General features: G+C 62.2%; 18 protein-coding genes, 1 other RNA gene, 1 pseudogene and 1 riboswitch. Of the genes and pseudogenes, 6 read left to right on the plus strand and 14 right to left on the minus strand.

Going from position 1 to position 18,040, the window contains the following annotated elements; all coding sequences use genetic code 11:
* The 5 genes and pseudogenes from BGI27_RS00005 to btuB form a co-directional block, all read right to left on the minus strand.
* The coding region (locus BGI27_RS00005) for an aminotransferase class I/II-fold pyridoxal phosphate-dependent enzyme (protein ID WP_338140489.1) at positions 1-597 on the minus strand (597 nt) is incomplete at its 3' end.
* Positions 581-1,489 (minus strand): annotated as a pseudogene (gene cbiB, locus BGI27_RS00010) (adenosylcobinamide-phosphate synthase CbiB). The pseudogene cbiB and the gene BGI27_RS00005, both read right to left, overlap by 17 nt.
* Positions 1,486-2,820 (minus strand): cobyrinic acid a,c-diamide synthase CobB, encoded by a 1,335-nt coding sequence (locus BGI27_RS00015; protein WP_095522888.1) that lies wholly within the window; start codon positions 2,818-2,820, stop codon positions 1,486-1,488. The pseudogene cbiB and the gene BGI27_RS00015 overlap by 4 nt, the downstream one beginning before the upstream one ends.
* 7 nt (positions 2,821-2,827) lie before the next feature.
* Positions 2,828-3,433 (minus strand): cob(I)yrinic acid a,c-diamide adenosyltransferase, encoded by a 606-nt coding sequence (gene cobO, locus BGI27_RS00020; RefSeq protein WP_095523006.1) that lies wholly within the window; start codon positions 3,431-3,433, stop codon positions 2,828-2,830.
* Between the two features lie 99 nt (positions 3,434-3,532).
* On the minus strand, positions 3,533-5,392 hold the full coding sequence (btuB, locus tag BGI27_RS00025; protein ID WP_223871495.1) for a TonB-dependent vitamin B12 receptor: 1,860 nt from the start codon (positions 5,390-5,392) through the stop codon (positions 3,533-3,535).
* A 104-nt stretch (positions 5,393-5,496) separates the two neighbouring features.
* Positions 5,497-5,709: riboswitch (cobalamin riboswitch) on the minus strand.
* A 79-nt stretch (positions 5,710-5,788) separates the two neighbouring features.
* On the opposite strand from btuB, the gene BGI27_RS00030 reads away from it, so the two are divergent.
* The 4 genes from BGI27_RS00030 to BGI27_RS00045 all read left to right on the plus strand — a co-directional run bounded on the left by BGI27_RS00030 (position 5,789) and on the right by BGI27_RS00045 (position 7,423).
* A complete protein-coding gene (locus tag BGI27_RS00030; protein ID WP_095522890.1) occupies positions 5,789-5,992 on the plus strand; it encodes a cell division protein ZapB in 204 nt (67 codons plus the stop codon).
* Positions 5,989-6,288, plus strand: a complete 300-nt coding sequence (locus tag BGI27_RS00035; RefSeq protein ID WP_095522891.1) for a cell division protein ZapA — start codon at positions 5,989-5,991, stop codon at positions 6,286-6,288. The genes BGI27_RS00030 and BGI27_RS00035 overlap by 4 nt, the downstream gene beginning before the upstream one ends.
* Before the next feature lie 95 nt (positions 6,289-6,383).
* Positions 6,384-6,563: non-coding RNA, 6S RNA (gene ssrS, locus BGI27_RS00040), on the plus strand.
* 659 nt (positions 6,564-7,222) lie between these two features.
* Positions 7,223-7,423 carry a hypothetical protein gene (locus BGI27_RS00045; RefSeq protein ID WP_095522892.1) on the plus strand — a complete coding sequence of 67 codons (201 nt, stop codon included), beginning with the start codon at positions 7,223-7,225 and terminating at the stop codon, positions 7,421-7,423.
* A gap of 108 nt (positions 7,424-7,531) precedes the next feature.
* On the opposite strand, the gene zapD is transcribed toward BGI27_RS00045, so the two are convergent.
* The 9 genes from zapD to glnA form a co-directional block, all read right to left on the minus strand.
* A complete protein-coding gene (gene zapD, locus BGI27_RS00050; protein WP_095523007.1) occupies positions 7,532-8,287 on the minus strand; it encodes a cell division protein ZapD in 756 nt (251 codons plus the stop codon).
* Positions 8,288-8,295: 8 nt separating this feature from the next.
* Complete coding sequence (coaE, locus tag BGI27_RS00055) at positions 8,296-8,970, minus strand: dephospho-CoA kinase (protein ID WP_095523008.1); 675 nt, start codon at positions 8,968-8,970, stop codon at positions 8,296-8,298.
* Complete coding sequence (locus tag BGI27_RS00060) at positions 8,960-9,655, minus strand: SPOR domain-containing protein (protein WP_095522893.1); 696 nt, start codon at positions 9,653-9,655, stop codon at positions 8,960-8,962. Before BGI27_RS00060 ends, coaE begins: the two co-directional genes overlap by 11 nt.
* A gap of 45 nt (positions 9,656-9,700) precedes the next feature.
* Positions 9,701-10,414 (minus strand): type III pantothenate kinase, encoded by a 714-nt coding sequence (locus tag BGI27_RS00065; RefSeq protein ID WP_095522894.1) that lies wholly within the window; start codon positions 10,412-10,414, stop codon positions 9,701-9,703.
* A 3-nt stretch (positions 10,415-10,417) separates the two neighbouring features.
* Positions 10,418-11,212 (minus strand): biotin--[acetyl-CoA-carboxylase] ligase, encoded by a 795-nt coding sequence (locus BGI27_RS00070; RefSeq protein ID WP_095522895.1) that lies wholly within the window; start codon positions 11,210-11,212, stop codon positions 10,418-10,420.
* An 84-nt stretch (positions 11,213-11,296) separates the two neighbouring features.
* Positions 11,297-12,718 carry a nitrogen regulation protein NR(I) gene (ntrC, locus tag BGI27_RS00075; protein WP_095522896.1) on the minus strand — a complete coding sequence of 474 codons (1,422 nt, stop codon included), beginning with the start codon at positions 12,716-12,718 and terminating at the stop codon, positions 11,297-11,299.
* A gap of 43 nt (positions 12,719-12,761) precedes the next feature.
* Positions 12,762-13,838: a nitrogen regulation protein NR(II) gene (gene glnL / locus BGI27_RS00080; RefSeq protein WP_095522897.1), complete on the minus strand. Its 1,077-nt coding sequence runs from the start codon at positions 13,836-13,838 to the stop codon at positions 12,762-12,764.
* A gap of 30 nt (positions 13,839-13,868) precedes the next feature.
* Entirely contained in the window at positions 13,869-14,351 is a 483-nt protein-coding gene (locus tag BGI27_RS00085) for a DUF4124 domain-containing protein (protein WP_095522898.1), read from the minus strand.
* A 146-nt stretch (positions 14,352-14,497) separates the two neighbouring features.
* On the minus strand, positions 14,498-15,907 hold the full coding sequence (gene glnA, locus BGI27_RS00090) for a type I glutamate--ammonia ligase (protein WP_095522899.1): 1,410 nt from the start codon (positions 15,905-15,907) through the stop codon (positions 14,498-14,500).
* A gap of 489 nt (positions 15,908-16,396) precedes the next feature.
* Between glnA and BGI27_RS00095 the strand changes: the two genes are divergently transcribed.
* A complete protein-coding gene (locus tag BGI27_RS00095) occupies positions 16,397-16,855 on the plus strand; it encodes a rhodanese-like domain-containing protein (RefSeq protein WP_095522900.1) in 459 nt (152 codons plus the stop codon).
* Between the two features lie 81 nt (positions 16,856-16,936).
* Positions 16,937-18,037: a quinolinate synthase NadA gene (gene nadA / locus BGI27_RS00100; RefSeq protein ID WP_095522901.1), complete on the plus strand. Its 1,101-nt coding sequence runs from the start codon at positions 16,937-16,939 to the stop codon at positions 18,035-18,037.
* Positions 18,038-18,040 lie beyond the last annotated feature (3 nt).

The following is an 18,040-nucleotide window of genomic DNA, read 5'->3' on the forward strand; positions in this document are numbered from 1 at the left end:
AAGCCGCGCATGCCAGTCGCGCAGCGTGGCGGGTTGAATCAGGCGGCCGGTGGGGTTGTTCGGGTTGGTGAGCAGCAGCACGTCACAACGCGCCACCGCTGCCTCGGCGTCGGCGTAGTCGATGACTTCGACCTGGTGCCCGGCGGCCAGCCAGGCTTTCCGGTGTTCCGCGTAGCAGGGTGACAGGATGCCTACCTTGAGACCGCCGCAACGCGGCACACGAAGCTCCCCTCTCCCCTCGGGGGAGAGGGGCAGGGGGAGAGGGCTTTCTCCGTGAACAAGAAGTGCACGTCCCTCGGTCGAGCGACCGAACAGCCACGGCAGCATCTGGATCGCAGCCTGGCTGCCGGCCAGCGGCAACAGCCGGCGCCCACCGGCATGGGCCAGGGCTGCCATTGTCAGGCCGTCGTCGTCTTCCGGCAGGCGACGCCAGACTTCGGCCGGCAGCGGCGGCACCGGCCAGCCCAGCGGGTTGATGCCGGTGGAGAGGTCCAGCCAGTGGCGTAGCGGGATGCCGAATTCATGTGCGGTGGTGCGCAGCCGGCCGCCTTGCTGCAGGGGCAGGCCCGTGCAGTGAGGATCAAAAGGCGTGGACACAGGCCTCTCCCAGTGCGATGAGCAACAGCCATAGCCACAGGCTGCGCGAGATCAGCGCCAGTGCGCGCGGGATGTCGGCGCCGTGAGGCGGCGCGCCTTCGCCCAGTGGCGGGCGTGCTTCGGTCACGCTTTCGTAAATCGCGGCACCGCCCAGTTGCAGACCCAGACTGCCGGCGCCGGCGGCCATCACTGGCCCGGCGTTGGGGCTGGACCACGCGGGTGCCTGTCGCCGCCAGCAGGCCAGTGCCGCGCGGGTGCGGCCAAGCAGGGCGTAGCTCAGGGCGGTGAGGCGCGCGGGGATGAAATTGAGCAGATCGTCGAGGCGCGCTGCGATCTTGCCGAAGGATTCGAAGCGCGCGTTGCGGTAGCCCCACATGGCGTCCAGCGTGTTGGCGAGCCGGAACAGGATCACGCCCGGCGCGCCGGCCACGGCACACCAGAACAGCGCGCCGAAGATGGCGTCGTTGCCGTTCTCCAACAGGGATTCGACGGTGGCGCGTGCCACCTGTTCCTCGTTCATGGCGGCCGTCTCGCGGCTGACGAGATAGCTGGTGCGCTGGCGAGCCTCGATCAAATCACCGGCCTAAAGTGCCCGAGTGACCTGTGCGCCATGCTCGCCGAGCGCGCGGGCGCCCAGCGCGAAATAGAGCGCGATGGCATCGATGATCCAGCCCTGCGGCAAGCGGGCGGCCCAGAGTGCGAGCAGGCTTGGCGGCAGGACGAGCAGCGTCCAGCCCAGCAGGCCGCGCGAAATGCGTGCGCGGCTACGATTGAGGCGTCGTTCCAGCCAGTCTGCGCAGCGCCCGAAACCCACCAGTGGATGCCAGCGCGGCAGTTCGCCGAACAGGCGGTCGAGCAGCACGCCGAGGAACAGGGCCAGGGTGATCGTCATGCGCGGAACAGGGCCGCCACGGCGGCAGGGTTGGATGGGAAGTAGAAATGGATGTAGCTGGCCGTGCTGCGGCCAACACGGTAGACCGCCTCTGTGGTGGCGCCGCCATTGGGATTGGTGCCATGGGCAATGGGCACGAGTGGCGTATCGGCACGCGAATAGTGGAAGCTGTGGCCCCTCAAGCTGCCCTCGGGCAGGGCGGCCTCTTGCAGGCCGAGCGCGGCGAGCTTGCCCTGCATCAGCGCGCCGCCTTCGAGCAGGCCGAAACCGGCGTGCATGGCGCCATCGGCCGTGACCAGCGTTTCGAACAGGCTCATCATGCCGTCGCATTCCGCGAGCAGTGGTTTGCCGGCGCTGGCATGGGCGAGCAGGGCGAGCTGCATGCCTTCGTTGGCGGCGATTCTGGCGGCATGCAGTTCCGGATAGCCGCCGGGCAGCCACACCGCGTCGCAGGCGGGCAGGGTGGCGTCGTGCAGCGGCGAGAAGAAGGCGAGTTCGGCACCGAGCGCGCGCAGAGTGTCGAGATTGGCCGGGTAGATGAAGCAGAAGGCCTCGTCGCGGGCGATGGCGATGCGTTGGCCCTGCAAGGCGGAGAGCCGTGGGTCTGGCTTCAGCCCGACATCCGGGCGTTCATATCGGGCTGAAGCCCGACCTACGGCCTGCGCCACATCGCCGGGGCCTTCCCAGTCCAGGAGCTGCGAGGCGTCGAAGTGCAGCGCAGTGGCGGCTTTGTCCAGCCTGCTTTCCAGATCGGCCAGTTCGGCGGCGGGGAGCAGACCCAGGTGGCGTTCGGGCAGCGTGATCGCGGCTTCGCGCGGCAGCCAGCCCAACCCGGGGATCTGCGGCGGCAGGGATTCGAAGAGCATTGCGGCGTGGCGCTCGCTGGCTACCCGGTTGGCGATCACGCCGGCGAATTCGAGGTCGGGCTGGAAACTGGCGAGGCCATGGGCCAAGGCGCCGAAGGTCTGGGCCATGGCGCTGCCGTCGATGACGGCGACGATGGGCAGCCTGAAGGCGCGGGTGAGGTCGGCGCTTGAGGGCTTGCCATCGAACAGGCCCATCACGCCTTCGACGAGGATCAGATTCGCCTCCCGGGCGGCCTCGGCGAGTAGCGCCTGGCAATGCGCCAGTCCGCCCATGAAAAGGTCGAGCTGATGACAGGACTCCCCGCTGGCGACCTCGTGAATCATCGGATCGAAGAAATCAGGGCCGGTCTTGAATACCCGGACCCGCTCGCCCCGCGCGCGCGCCTGACGGGCCAGCGCTGCGGTGACGGTGGTCTTGCCTTGACCCGAGGCCGGCGCGGTGACGAGGAAGGCGCGACAGCTCATGCCTTGCCTACCATTCGATGCCCGGCATGGCTTTGACGCCTGCGTGATAGGCGTGCCGGGTGAGGTCCATGGTGGTTACCGTATCGGCGATCTCGATCAGCCCCTCGGGTGCGGCGCGGCCCGTGATGATCACGTGCTGCATTTCGGGGCGGCTCATGAGTTCGCGGCTGACTTTCTCCAGCGGCAGCCAGCCGTATTTGAGGGTGTAGGTGAATTCGTCGAGGATGAGCAGGTCGATGGCGGGATCGCGCAGATAGCCGACGGCTTGTTCCCAGGCGGTGCGGGCGGTGGCACGGTCCTGGGCGTCGTTCTGCGTGTCCCAGGTGAAGCCGTCGCCCATGACGTGCCATTTCACGCGCGGATGATCGCGGAAGAAGGCTTCCTCGCCGGTATCCGAACGGCTTTTGATGAACTGGATCACCGCGCAGTTCATGCCATGGCCCAGCGCGCGCGCGAGCACACCGAAGGCCGCGCTGCTCTTGCCCTTGCCATTGCCGGTGTTGATCAGCAGCAGGCCGCGTTCTTCATCGGCGGCGGCGATGTGGGCGTCGATGATGGCTTTCTTGCGCGCCATGCGCGCCTGGTGGCGGGCTTCGCGATCAGCGTCTTGCATGGTCATTGCCTCCATGGAGGAGCATCGCCGTGGTCGGGCAATGCCCTTTGTGGGTCAGGCTCCAGGCCGGTCGCGGCCTGAAGCCATGCGCCATTTATCTTACGGTTTGGCCTGATAACGCAGGGTCATGAAGGCCCCGAAACCCTCCTGATGGTAGCTGTTGGGGGTCTGGTAGCGTTTGTCGAACAGGTTGGCGATGCGTGTCTGCAAGCGCCATTCCGGGTTGATCGCATACTCGGCGCGCAGATCCGCCGTGGCATAGCCCCCCAGCTTGATGGAGTTGGCCGCGTTGTCATAGCGCTTGCCGACTGCGTTCAGCGTGGTGCCCAGCCCCCATCTGCCGAACTGGTGATCCACGTCGATACGCCCGCTCTGACGGGCGCGGCGTGCCAGCAGCTTGCCGTCGTTGGCGCCTTCGGAGCGGTTCTTGGGGTCCAGGAATGTGGCGTTCGCGGCGATTGTCGTGTCGCCCAGTTTTTGAGACGCCGAGAGTTCAAGGCCGGTAATGCGCGCCTGTGCGACGTTGGTGGGAATGGTGTTGTTTGTATTGGCTGGATCGGTCTGCCATTCGATCAGGTTGCTGACCTGGGTCCTGAACAGACTGGCATCCCAGGAAAAATCGCCGAGTTTGCCGCCTGCACCGGCCTCCGTCGTCCGCGAGGTTTCGGGTTTGATGTCCGGGTTGCCGACGTAGCAGTACGTAGTGCCGACATTATCCGTATAGCACGAGGGTGGGTAATAGAGATCGTTGAAGGTCGGCGCCTTGAAGGCCGTGCCATAGCTGGTGTGCAGGCGCAATGCGGGCGAGAGGGTGAAGCCCACGGCCGCGCTGCCGGTATTGTGGTTGCCGAAGGCTTCGTTCCTGTCGTGGCGGCCGGACAGCTGGATGTCAGCGCGACCGGCTTCGCCCAGATATTCGAGGAAGACCGCGCGATTGGTGCGTTTCGCACGCGCGTAGGCGTTGTTGCTCAGCACCTCGTCGTATTGCCAGTCGAGGCCTGTGACGAACTGGTGGCCTGCTGCGAGCGTGAAGTCGTTCTGCCAGCTGGCCTGGTTGCGACGCGTGTCGATGCGCGAATAGAAACGCTCTTCCTTCAGGCTTGTCGTGGCATCGAGGTTCTGGGCAAGGCGCAGCGAACTGGCGAAGCGCTCGTTCACGTCATAACGCAGATTGCCGGTGAAGAGTTCCTGCGTGATATCGCTGACGTTCGGTGTGCCATCGTATTTGTTGCGTGCTTCAAGGTGACGGGCCTGAACGTCATAGGAGAGCGATGTACCGAGGCGCCCGCCGCCGCGTACGTTCACGTCGCTGCGTGTGTAGCCATCGCGGTCCGGCTCGTTGGCGGTGTCGCTGACATTGATGCCGCGTGTGGAACTGCTCGACACCCCGGCGTTGAACCACAGGTCCGCCGTTCCGACCCCGCCATCGACCGCAGCTTCGAAGCTCTGGCGGCTGCCTGCGCCCAGGCTCAGGGATGCCGGTTGCGGTCCTTTGCGTGTGAAGATCTGGATCACTCCACCGATGGCATCGGAGCCGTACAGGCTGGAGCGGGGGCCACGCACGATTTCGATGCGTTCGATCTGTGCGATCGGCAGGTCCTGCAGGCCGTAGGTGCCTGTTGTGGCCGAGCCGACACGAACGCCGTCGATGAGTACCAGCGTATGGTTGCTGTTGGTGCCGCGCAGGAACAGGGAAGTGCTCTTGCCGGGGCCGCCATTGTTGGAAAACTGTACGCCGGGCAGTCCGCGCAGGAGGTCGGGAACCGATGTGGCCTGCTGGCGTTCGATGTCCTTGCGCGTGATCACGGTAACCGCAGCAAGGGTTTCATCGGCGGTACGCGCGACACGGTTGGCCGTGACGACGATGGTTTCCAGCTCGGTTTCGGCGGCAGAAGCCGCTGCATGGGCAAAAACCAGCAGCAGAGCTGCCGGCAGGGTCTTTAGAGGGATTGGATTCAAGACAAGCTCCTTCCGTGCCGCCCGCACGGTTGATGACAGGGGCGGGATGCCGGGCAGGAAATGGGGGAAGCGCGTCGGCGACCCGTACATCGCCCTCCGCAATGCACCTCGAGATGCTTCGGGCCGGTCTCCGGACTCGCACGCGAGGGTTCCCCTCCTGAGCGATGCCTTCCCATGCGACTGCACAGTGGCTCGTATCGCCCATTGACGTGCTTACCGTTGCGGGGGCAGTGCTGGCATTGCAGTGAGGCTGCGCACCGGCTTCCCGTTTAATCCGGGCACGTGGGCACCCGGACACCAGAAGCAGGCGCGGATGGTAGCGTAGGACGGACGGTGGCGTCGATTGCTTCGTCCCGCCTTGACCTGTTTCCGTAGCGGGCACTACCATCCTGCGCCATGGACGCCGAGATCACCAGCCTCGAAGAACGCCTCACCAGCCTGCTTGCCGAATATCGTGGCCTGCATATGGAAAACCGTGAACTGACCACGCGGGTCGCAACTCTGCAGGCCGACAACAGCCGCCTTGAGGAAAAGCTCGACGCGGTCAGTGTGAGGGTCGAAAACCTGCTCAAGCGCCTGCCGCCGGAGGATAGCCAGTGAGTGAGACGCTGCAGCTGCAGATCATGGGGCGTGAATATCAGGTCTCCATCAAGCCGGAAGAGAAGGAAACCCTGCTGGCTGCTGTGGAGATGGTGAATGCGAAGCTGCAGTCGCTGACGGGCAAGACCTCATCCGGCAGTGAATCCACTGCCGTGATGTGTGCTCTGATGATCGCGCATGAAGCCGTGCTGATGGAACGCACGGCGGGCTTGGACATGCCGGCCTATCGTCGTAGAATCGCCCGCATGGTCGAACAGATCGACGAAGCTTCAGCCAGACAGGAGAAGCTTTTTTAGGAATTCTTGGTAGTCAGGACAAATCCTCACAGCTTTTCCTGGAGGCCTGACCCATAAACCAGACAAAGGCTGCAGCAACAAAGCGGTCCGACTGTTTTCCCCTGCGGTGTTCGTTAGGGCCAAATACTCCTTGAACCAATGTCTACGCGACATGGTTGTTGGCCCACCCCCCCGCTGTTGTGAGCGCCCTTTTTCGGGCGCACCTGATGCGGCCGGGCGACGACCCCCTGAACTCCGGTTCAGGATGACGGCCTGACGACACTGGCGGGGAATCCTCAAGCAAAGCGCGGAGTCTATGACTCCGCGCTTTTTTCTCGTCTGGCGATATGACGATGAATGTAAGGGAAAACCCTTATGTGTTTGATTGGGAAAGTAAATTCCGGCGGCGCATAAAAAATTTTTAAGCAAAAAAATAAAATTGATCGGGACATAAGACCCTGTGATGTGTAAGAATTCTTCTCACCACGGAGTTGGCCTCCGCGACCGCAAAGCGCCAAGGCACACCATGGGGATCTGGAAAAGACAGGCGTAACTCAGCGATACGCCAACAATAGTGGAGCGCGCCATTGGCAGCAGCTCCCGGGGCAACCGGGCCCTTGATGCAAGGGTCCGGTTTGCCGAAAACGCTGAGCAGGATTTAAGGCCCTGATGCTTACCGGGGTGCGCCAGTAAGGCGCAAGAAGGGGGAGGGAAGTCCGATTGCGGATTTCCTCATTTCTGGACGGGAAACCACAGCGTGGTTTCCCGTTTTTTTATCAAATCTCTCCCGATTGGGTTTTCCCTCTTTTCGAAAACCCTGATAACGCAATCCTCTTTTCTTGCTTAGCCTGAACTCAGGGCCTGATTCCGAGCACTCGACCAGTGTCGATGGCGAGATGATCGAAGGCAGGTTCTAGCAAGGCCGATCCGGCATTGTCCGCAAAGGAGGTGAGTCATGAGAATTTTGGATCTGGAGAGACCTGGGCTGGAGCACCATGTGTTCCACGCGGATATGGAACTGGAACGCGAAGGCATGGAGGCTGAACTGGTGCCTCAGCGCGAATATGCCTCTCGCCTGGAGGACGATTTGCTAGGGCTGGATGCAAGGACTTTCCAGGCCGAAGTGACCTTCATGATGAAAGGCGGGTTGATGTAGGCCGGTGATGCCCGTATGCAACGGGGCTCGCGCAGGCGAGCCCTTTTTGTCTTCGGGGCGGGTTGAGGCCGCAATGCTCCCTGTGGGAGTGCGTGGCAGCGCTCTTCTTCAGAGCGTGCAGCAGGTCAGCTCGAAGCGGACATCCGTTTCCGCAGGGCGCGGACGAGAGATGGTGTCCGGGAAGACGAAACGGATGTTGAAAGCATAGCGATTGGCGCTGATCTCCGGGATCACCTTGTCATCCCGTTGAACACGCACGCGGACCAGCTGCGCGTTGCGCCCACTCATCATCATCTGGTAACTGCCCTGGCGTGCGAGTTGATACTCGGGGCGCCCGCTCTCGCGCAACAGGCGAAGAATGATTGCAAGTCCGTCTCGCAGCGGGAACATCGGTGATGTCCAGGTCTGGAGATCGTGTCGGCGTTGGGCCGAGTCGTGATTCAGCCAGTAGTGGTAGGAGGGCAGATCGAATTCGCAGGAGCCTCCCGGAATACCTGCACGGGAGCGTATTGCCATCAGCCACTCCGAATCGCGCAGATATTGTCCTACGCGTCCAGCCATGGCCAGCAGCGCGCTGCTGGCCTGCTCGATCTCATACAGCGCACCAGCCAGTGCTTCTTCGGAGATATGCGGATTGTCGCGAAAACCGAGCAGGATTTGACGCTGGCGTTCGAGTTCCTGAACAAGGTCTACCTTCAGGTCTGCACGACCAGCGACTTCAAGGATTTCGAAAATCGCATGAATGGCTGCGTTGTGCTCGTAGGCTCCATCGGCGAGCGTGAAATGCACGACCTTGTCGAACAGGTCTTCCAGCCGCAGCAGGGTACGGATGCGTTCGCTGAGAGGATATTCGTAGGTGATCACGCGGGCCACTATCGGTCTTGTCCGCCGGAGTGTCCGGCTTTAGTCACGGCATCATAACATCCGCGTTTCTGTTGAGTGAATTCAAGGACATAGAACTCGTGCATGCGCTGCACCGAATGCTTGAGATCTTCCAGGCTGCCTGTGTTTTCAATGACTTCGCTTGCAGCAGCCAGCCGCTGCGGGCGGCTGGCCTGTGCAGAGATGATGCGTTCAACCTCTGCCGGACTCAGATTGCTGCGTGCCACGACGCGTTCGAGCTGTAAATCCGGCGGGCAATCGATGACCAGGATGCGGTTGCAGCGTTGCATGAAATGGCGGGACTCGACCAGCAGCGGAACCTCCAGTATCGCGTATGGAGAGCAGGCTTGCCGCAACTCCAGTTCTGCACGGGCCCGGATCATCGGATGCAGAATGGCCTCCAGTTGTTTCCTGGCTTCCGGGTCGGAGAAGACCAGATGGCGCATTGCAGCGCGATCGAGTGCGCCGTCCGCCTCTTGCATGTGCATACCGAAGGTCTGGCGGATGGCAGACATGGCCTCTCCACCAACTCCGGTGAGCTGACGGGAGACGGCATCGGTATCGACCACCGTGATTCCCAATGCTTTGAAATGCTGCGAGGCGGAGCTCTTGCCACTGCCGATCCCGCCGGTCAGACCGACCACGGGCAGGCGTTCAGGCTGCATGGCAGCTGTCGCTACGGCGGGCATGGGAATGCGTGGAGATGAAGTCGCTGACCATGGCATCCAGGATCTGGTCAGGACCTTTGAGTTCGACGCGTGCGTTGTTGCCCGTGTTATCGCGTACGGTCAGGCGGACGTTGATGACATTGCGCTTGCGCAACTGGTCAAACAGGCGACGAGCAGCTTCCTCGCTACGGAACAGGCCAAGTGAAATGGCGAACTGGTTGGGGCCGGGGTCGCGGATGATGATGAGATCAGTGAGGCCTGCGCGCGTCAGGATCTCTGCACGCCGGGTCGCACCTTCCTTGCCGCCGGAAGGAGGAATGTGCACCCAGTAAGAGGGCGCGGAGATGCCGCTGACGCGAGCACTGATGCTCATTTCCAGACGTTGTGCATACTCTTGGGCCTGTCCCTCGAGTTGCTGCGCTTCATCCTGGGTCAGACCGCTGACGATACTGCACAGTAGGCCGGCTACAGGGGCGCTTGCAGCGGCCCTGGGGGATGACGCGGGTACAGCAGGTGTCGTGACCAGACGGATCTGTTCGGGGGCCAGCTGTCGCCCGAGGCGTGCGCTTTCGCCCGGTTCATCCCAGGGCATGCGTCGCCCCAACAGATTCAGGGCGACGAACAGTGCCGCGATCACGTTGAATATCAGCAACAGGAGGAAGGGAACGCGCAAGGCCTTCATGGGCACGATTATCCAGCGCAGCGAGCAGGCTTCTAAGCCAGGTGGTCAGCAGGGCAGTTCACTGGTTGCGACCTGCAGCAGCCCGTCGAGAATCAGGGTAGGTTGATGGGAGGCCTGTGTTCCACAAAGCGGCAGCAGCGCTGGCGCATGCCCTCCTGTCAGCAGGATTGGTGCAGCCCCAGAAAGTTGTTGATGCTGTGCATTGATGGCGCCCAGCTGCGCAAGCAGGCAGCCGGTGGCGATGGCATCCGCGGTGTTGATTGCGGGCAGTCGGAACTCTCCGCCTGTTTCGGGCAGTGAGGCGGTGCTCTGCGCAAGAGATTCGCGCATCAACCCCAGCCCGGGGAGAATGCAACCTCCAAGGTGTTGCCCATCCGCGCGTACGAGATCCACGGTGGTTGCCGTGCCAGCACAGACCACCAGACAATCGCTGCGCGTTCGGTGCCAGGCCGCAATTACGGCTGCCCAGCGATCTGCCCCCAGGCGAGCGGGGTCCGGATACGCGCAGCGTACACCGCAGCGTTCGGCAGAGGCCTTCAGCCATTCAATGGGGGCCGCCAGAGGCGTGAGCTCAGTTTGCAGTGCTTCTGCCACGGCTGAGCCTGCGACATTGGAGGCTACGATCCGGGTGACCGACAGGTTGGGTGGCAGCATCAGCTGTGGCCGGTCCGTGCTGCAACTGTCGTGGCCAAGCCAGTGCTGGCTGTCGTGCCAGGCGTATTTGATCCGGCTGTTGCCAGCATCGATGAGCAGATACATGATTCAAGGCTCCAGCGGAATCAGGCTGATGTCGCCTGCCGTGATGTGCCGTGACGAGCCGTCCGGCAAGTGCAGCGTCAAGGCGCCTTCGGAGTCGACATTGCCGCATTCTGCTTGCCATTCGGTATTTTCCTGGGATATCAGAACCTGCTGCCCGCGCAAGGCATTGTGACTATTCCAGATATCTTGCGTTGCATCGAAGCCTTGCAGACCGAATGTTTCAAGTGTGACGTGCAAGGTCTTTAGCAGATGCGCTAGCACTGTCTCGCGCGGCGGTACCGGCCCGGTTTCGTCCAGGCTGGCGGGAGTGCGGCCAATTTCTGTCTGCCAGCCTGGCGAGGATCGAAGGTTCAGGCCGATACCGATGACCAGCCCAGGATTGCTGCGCTCCGGGAGCGCTTCGATGAGTACGCCGCCCAGCTTACGTCCCTTGAGCCAGATGTCGTTGGGCCATTTCAGGCCAGTCCCTTCAATGCCCAGCGTTTCCAGTGCGCTTACGATGCCAACGCCGACGGCGAGGCTGAGTCCGGTGGCGGAGCGCCCGCGCGGTAGACGCCAGAGGAGCGAAAATGTAAGGCTGCTGCCAGGCGCGGAAACCCAGCGACGTCCCCGACGCCCCCGTCCGGCCAGTTGCTCGTCACAGACTAATACACTGCCCGCAGCTCGAGGGGACGCCAGCAACTGCGCATTGGTGGAGTCACATTGCTGGCGATGTTCGACATCGAAGCGCGGAGCGAAACTCCCCAAGGTTTCGCGCAGGAGCAGATAGTCGAAAGGGGGAACTGCTGGGGCGGGCATGAGACGCTGGCTTGCGAAAAGCCGAGAGTCTAGCCCGGATGCGCCCAGTTTGCCTGCCTTCTGCGGAGCGGGCTCCGTCAGGGCTCAGTCTTCACCGCGCCCAGCATCTATCCCCAGCTCCTGGATCTTCCGGGTGATGGTGTTGCGCCCGATGCCGAGGATCTGTGCAGCCTCCACACGGCGTCCGCCCGTACTTGCCAGCGCGCGCAGGATCAGGTGCTTTTCGAATTCGCGTGAGAGGCGGTCGAACACCTCGCCGGGGGCTTGGGCGATCAACCGGTCTGCTTCCGCATCCAGGGCACTGAGCCAGTCGCTGTTGCCTGCGCCGGTATTTTGGCCTTGGTTGGGTGCATCGCGCAGTTCGGCTGGCAGATCCGCAACGTCCACGGTCTGGCCTGGGGCCATCACGGTCAGCCAGTGGCAAAGGTTTTCCAGCTGGCGGACATTGCCGGGGAAATCAAAGGATTGCAGATGCTTGAGCGCAGCTTCGGTGAGGCGCTTGGTTTCAACGCCAAGCTCTTGGCTGCTGTGTGACAGGAAGTGCTTGGCAAGCAGCGGAACGTCTTCGCGGCGTTCGCGTAGCGGCGGCAGGCGCAGACGGATCACGTTGAGGCGGTGGAAGAGGTCCTCGCGAAAAAGGCCGTCACGGACGCGTTGCTCAAGATTTTGGTGGGTGGCGGCGATGACGCGGACGTTGGCCTTCACTGGCGTATGGCCGCCGACGCGATAGAAATGCCCGTCCGAGAGTACGCGCAGCAGACGGGTCTGCAGTTCGGCCGGCATGTCGCCGATTTCGTCGAGGAACAGGGTGCCGCCTTCAGCCTGCTCGAAGCGCCCCCGGCGTTGTGCTGCCGCACCGGTGAAGGCGCCGCGCTCATGACCGAAGAGTTCCGATTCGAGCAGGTCACGCGGGATGGCGGCGGTATTGATGGCGATAAAGGGGCCTTCGCGACGCGGGCTGTGGCGATGCAGCGCACGGGCCACCAGTTCCTTGCCTGTGCCGGATTCTCCATTGATCATCACCGTGGCAATGGATTGCGACAGGCGACCGATGGCGCGGAATACTTCCTGCATTGCAGCCGCGTGGCCGAGAATTTCAGGCACGGAAGTGGACTCTTCGTCTGCACCATCATGGGGCGCGCTTTCCTTGAGTGCCCGCTTGAGCAGGTTCAGCGCCTGGTCGACGTCGAAAGGCTTGGGCAGATACTCGAAAGCGCCCCCCTGGAATGCTGAGACCGCACTGTCCAGATCGGAATAGGCCGTCATGATGATGACGGGCAGGCTGGGGTGCTTGGCCTTGACGCGCTGTAGCAGCACCAGCCCGGATTCGCCGGGCATGTGGATATCCGAGATCAGGACTTGGGGAGGGGCGCCATTGGCGTCAAGCACGGCAACGGCTTCTGTGGCCGATGAAAAGCTGCGGTGGGCGATGTTTTCACGGGCGAGCGCCTTTTCCAGGACCCAGCGGATGGAGCGATCATCGTCGACGATCCAGACAGCATTCATAGCGTTGTTTCCGTGTTGTGTTCGTCATGTCGGGGCGACACGCTCATGCCTGGGTGATGGGCAGGAGGATCGTGAAGCAGGTGCGGCCCGGCTCGCTTTCCAGTTCGATGGTGCCCTGGTGTTGTTCGACGAAGCTCTGGGCAATCGACAGGCCGAGACCGCTTCCGCCTTCACGCCCGGATATCAGAGGGTAGAAGATCTTGTCGCGGATGTCCTCGGGGATACCGGGGCCGTTGTCGAGGACTTGCAATTCCAGTGCCAGTTTGTGGCGGCGCTTGGCCAGGGTGACCTGTCGGGCAGCACGGGTGCGCAGTACGATGTCTCCCGCGCCATCCAGCGCCTGCGCAGCGTTGCGCGCGATATTGAGTACGGCCTGGATGAGCTGCTCGCGATCGGCGGTCAACTGGGGAAGACTGATGTCATAGTCTCTGCGGATGCCGATCTTGGGGAATTCGGCCTGGATCAGACGCAGCACGCGTTCGAGCACGTCATGCACGTTGACTATGCTCGGGTGCATCATCCGGTGCGAGTTGAGCAGCCGGTTCATCAGATCTTGCAGGCGATCCGCCTCGGCGATGATCACTTGGGTGTATTCGCGCCACTGCGGATCGTCCAGTTCGCGCTCAAGCAATTGAGCCGAGCCGCGGATGCCGCCGAGCGGATTCTTGATCTCGTGAGCCAGACTGCGGACCAGTTCGCGGTTCGCCTGCTGCTGCTCGGCCAGCCGTTCTTCACGTGCCACCTTGAGCTGGGCATCCAGCGGGCGGAATTCCAGCAGCAGACGGGCCGGAGGGAGATCGACCGGCGTGGCCGTGCAGTCCAGATGCAGCGCCTGGATGCCAGGGCGTTTGACCGCGAGATTCTGGCCGGAATAGCTCCAGTTGTTGGCCAGGGCATTGTCCAGTGCGGCCCAGAGGCCTGGCAGATCGCCCAGTAGTGCCGAGAGATGCTGGCCCAGGCATTGTCGCGCACTGGCGGCGAACAGGTGCTCGGCTGAAGGGTTGACGTAGCAGACCGAGCGGTCCGCGCTGACCATCACCACGGCGGATGAAAGCAACTCTAGTCCGGCTGTGGAGCTGGACAGGGGCGTGGCTTGCGGAGACTGAAGGGCTGGGCTCATGGAGGAAGACCACAAGCAAGAAGCAGGCCGTTATCTGAGCTTGCTGATTTCCCGGTTGATGGCTTCGATGTTGCGTTCGTGCAGCTCAACCTTGTCCTTGTAGGTCTTGATGCGATCCAGGTAGCGCTGATAGTTGCGCTCGTCCCCAAGGCGCACGCTTTCCTGTTCGGTCAGCTCCTTGCGTGCGGTCTCAAGCTGTTTGCTTTCGCTGTCGAGTTCCGTTTCCAGGATACGGAGGCGATCGTCATCGCGTCGTTTCTGGGTGCTCTGGTCGACCCGCGGGAAGTTGGCTGGCGTTGGCGTGCTGCTGGAGCGTATGGGAGATACCGTGGAGACCGGCTGTTCGCGGGTCATCAGGGTGCACTGCTTGCGTCGCTCCTGCGCGGGACGATCATTGGTATAGGTGGTGTGGCCTTGGTCATCGACGCATTTGTAGATGTCTGCGTGAGCAATGCCCGGGGCAAGGAGGCCGGCGCACGCCAACAGCAGCGATGCGTGAAGGAAGCGGGGCATGGTGTGGATCCTGAAGGCTTCAAGCGTGGGGCAGTTTAGGCTCGAAGCATCAAAACACAAAACGTTCGCCGATCGGCGTGGTGTGGGCCCAAAAAAAGGATGGGCCCTTGCGGGCCCATCCTGATCGCCGAAGTCCGCGGAGCGGATTACAGCGAGTAGTACATGTCGAATTCGACCGGGTGCGTGGTCATGCGGGTACGGTTCACTTCGCTCATCTTCAGATCGATGTAAGCGTCGATGAAGTCGTTGCTGAACACGCCGCCACGGGTCAGGAATTCGCGATCCTTGTCCAGGTGAGCCAGGGCTTCTTCAAGCGAGGCACACACGGTCGGGATCTTTGCGTCTTCTTCCGGCGGCAAGTCGTACAGGTTCTTGTCGGCAGCTTCGCCCGGGTGGATCTTGTTCTGCACGCCGTCCAGGCCGGCCATCAGCAGTGCGGAGAAGGCCAGATAGGGGTTGGCCAGGGGATCCGGGAAGCGGGTTTCGATGCGGCGGGCCTTGTCGCTGGAAACGTGCGGGATGCGGATCGAGGCGGAGCGGTTGCGAGCCGAGTAGGCCAGCTTCACCGGAGCTTCGAAGTGCGGAACCAGACGCTTGTAGGAGTTGGTGCCCGGGTTGGTGATGGCGTTCAGCGCCTTTGCGTGCTTGATGATGCCGCCGATGTAGTACAGCGCGAACTCGGACAGGCCTGCGTAGCCGTTGCCGGCGAACAGGTTCTTGCCATCCTTCCAGACGGATTGGTGCACATGCATGCCGGAGCCGTTGTCACCAACGATGGGCTTGGGCATGAAGGTGGCGGTCTTGCCGTACTGGTGTGCAACGTTGTGCACCACATACTTCAGGGTCTGGGTCCAGTCGGCGCGTTGCACCAGGGTGCTGAACTTGGTGCCGATTTCGTTCTGACCGGCGGTGGCCACTTCGTGGTGGAACACTTCGACGGGGATGCCCAGCTCTTCGAGGATCAGCACCATGGAGGCGCGGATGTCTTGGTGGCTGTCAACCGGGGGAACCGGGAAGTAACCGCCCTTGACGGTCGGGCGGTGACCGATGTTGTTGCCGTCCTGATCTTCGGCAGTAGCCCATGCGCCTTCGTCGGACTTGATCTTGACGAAGCAGCCGGAGATGTCGGCGGACCAGCTCACGCCGTCGAAGATGAAGAATTCGGGTTCCGGGCCAAAGAAGGCGGTGTCGCCCAGGCCGGAGGACTTCAGATAGGCTTCGGCGCGCTTGGCGATGGAGCGCGGGTCGCGGTCGTAACCCTTGCCGTCGGACGGCTCGATGACGTCACAGGTGATGAAGACGGTGGTTTCGTCGAAGAAAGGATCAACCTTGGCGGTGCTGGCGTCCGGAGCGAGCAGCATGTCGGAGGCCTGGATACCCTTCCAGCCTGCGATGGAGGAGCCGTCAAAGGCGTGACCACGCTCGAACCACTCTTCGTCGACCACGTGCGAGGGCACGGTCACGTGCTGTTCCTTGCCACGGGTATCGGTGAAGCGCAGGTCCACGAACTTCGCGTCGCTTTCCTTGATCAGCTTGATTACGTCTTGAGGGGTCATGACACTCTCACTCCTGGTAGGTTTATCCGAGATGGTGGAACGGTTGACGGGCCTGAGCGTGGCCAATCACGAACGCCGGATTTGTAGCAGAATCCGTGCCATGTTTTTGCGCGCAGTCTCCCCCTGCCCGAGATGGATTGGCGCGCCGGGAGGCGCGGCGGGAGGCCGCAAGATTGTGCCACAAGCACATTGTCTGCATGTGGCAGCGTAGGCTGCACCATTTTTGTGCCCCGCATTGGTGCTTTTGACTCTTTTGTGGTGCGAACAGAGGCATTCGACCACACTCTGGTTGTGGTCTTTTCCGTTCTCAGTTCCTCGTGGGCGCGGCATGGCGAGGCCGCGCCATGAAAAAAAAGTTCTCTTTTAGGCTGCCAGCTTACGTCGTATTGCCGTTGCATTGCCTGCGGTTTACCGGGGTGACTGCTGCGGCCGCACGGAACAGGCCCTAAACTTCAGGGGTCGATATCCCGAAAGAAGAGTCACAAAATCATGGAATCCGTATCCCTGAGCGATCTGCTTGGCCTTGCTGCCGCACGGGCGGAAAAGATGGATCTGACCTACGCTGGCGCCCTGACTCCAAAGGAGGCTGCCGCCGTGCTGAAGCTTGCGCCCTCGGCGCGCCTGGTGGATATCCGTACGCGCGCCGAACTGGATTGGGTCGGGCGTATTCCAGGGTCTGTCGAGATCGAATGGAACAGCTATCCGGGCAGCATTCCCAATCCTCATTTCCTGACCCAGCTGAAGCGGGAAATCGATCCGGAAGCCTTGTTGCTGTTCATCTGTCGCTCAGGGGCGCGTTCGCACAATGCCGCGATGGCCGCCGCCGCTGCCGGGCTGGGCAACAGCTATAACGTGCTGGAGGGCTTCGAAGGCGACAAGGATGCCAGTGGTCAGCGCGGCAAGGTGGGGGGCTGGCGACATGCCGGATTGCCCTGGTCCCAGTCCTGAGTCTGCCGAGCGTACGACCGGGTAGAATCCGCCCTTCCGGCCATGTCGAGCCGGCGCATTCCTTTCACGAGCTGGACCAGCATGCAGACTTCCCCGATCGCCTTCGACCCTTTCAACGCCCTCAAGGATGCCGAGGCGCATGAGCGCATCCGCGCCGCCAAGGAAAAGCTGGGCAAGCGTGTCGTGCTGCTGGTGCACCACTATCAGCGTGCCGATGTCTACCAGCATCGCGATCTCACCGGCGACTCGTTGAAGCTTTCGCGCCTGGCTGGCGAGACCGATGCCGAATTCATCGTGTTCTGCGGTGTGCATTTCATGGCCGAGGTGGCAGACATCCTCTCCAAGCCGGAGCAGATATCCATCCTGCCCGATCTGGCTGCGGGCTGTTCGATGGCCGATATGGCCAACCTGGCCAAGGTCGAGCGCTGCTGGCGCGAACTGCGCGAAGTGCTGGGCACACCGGATGAGCTTGTGACGCCGGTTACCTACATTAACTCTGCAGCAGACCTGAAGGCTTTCTGCGGTGAGCATGGCGGCATCGTGTGCACCTCCAGCAATGCGCCGAAGATCCTGGAGTGGAGTTTCGCCCAGCGCGAGAAGATCCTGTTCTTTCCCGATCAGCATCTGGGGCGCTGGAGTGGGTACAAGATGGGCATTCCGCTGGAAGACATGGTGGTGTGGGACCCCGACCAGCCCTACGGCGGACTCACGCCGGAACTGATCCGCAAGGCCAGGATGCTGCTGTGGAAGGGGCATTGCTCTGTGCACCAGATGTTCCAGCCCGCGCACATCAGCCAGTGGCGTCAGGAGCATCCGGAAGGCATCGTGATCTCGCACCCCGAGTCGGCCTTCGAGGTCTGCCTGAACTCCGATTATGTGGGCTCCACCGAATACATCCTCAAAGTCGTCAAGGAAGCCGCTCCGGGCACCCAGTGGTTGGTCGGCACCGAGCTGAACCTCGTCAGCCGCCTCGCAGAGAAAGTGAAGCACGAGGGCAAGCTGGTGCAGTTCATGTCGCCGATGGTATGCATGTGTTCGACCATGCAGCGCATCGACCCGCAACATCTGGCCTGGACGCTGGAGAATCTCGTCGCAGGGAATGTCGTCAACCGCATCACGGTGCCAGCCCATGAAGCCGGGATGGCCCGTCTGTCACTGGAGCGCATGCTGGCAGTATCCTGACGC

The organism is Candidatus Dactylopiibacterium carminicum (assembly GCF_014736495.1).
In the GTDB taxonomy this organism is placed as follows: domain Bacteria; phylum Pseudomonadota; class Gammaproteobacteria; order Burkholderiales; family Rhodocyclaceae; genus Uliginosibacterium; species Uliginosibacterium carminicum.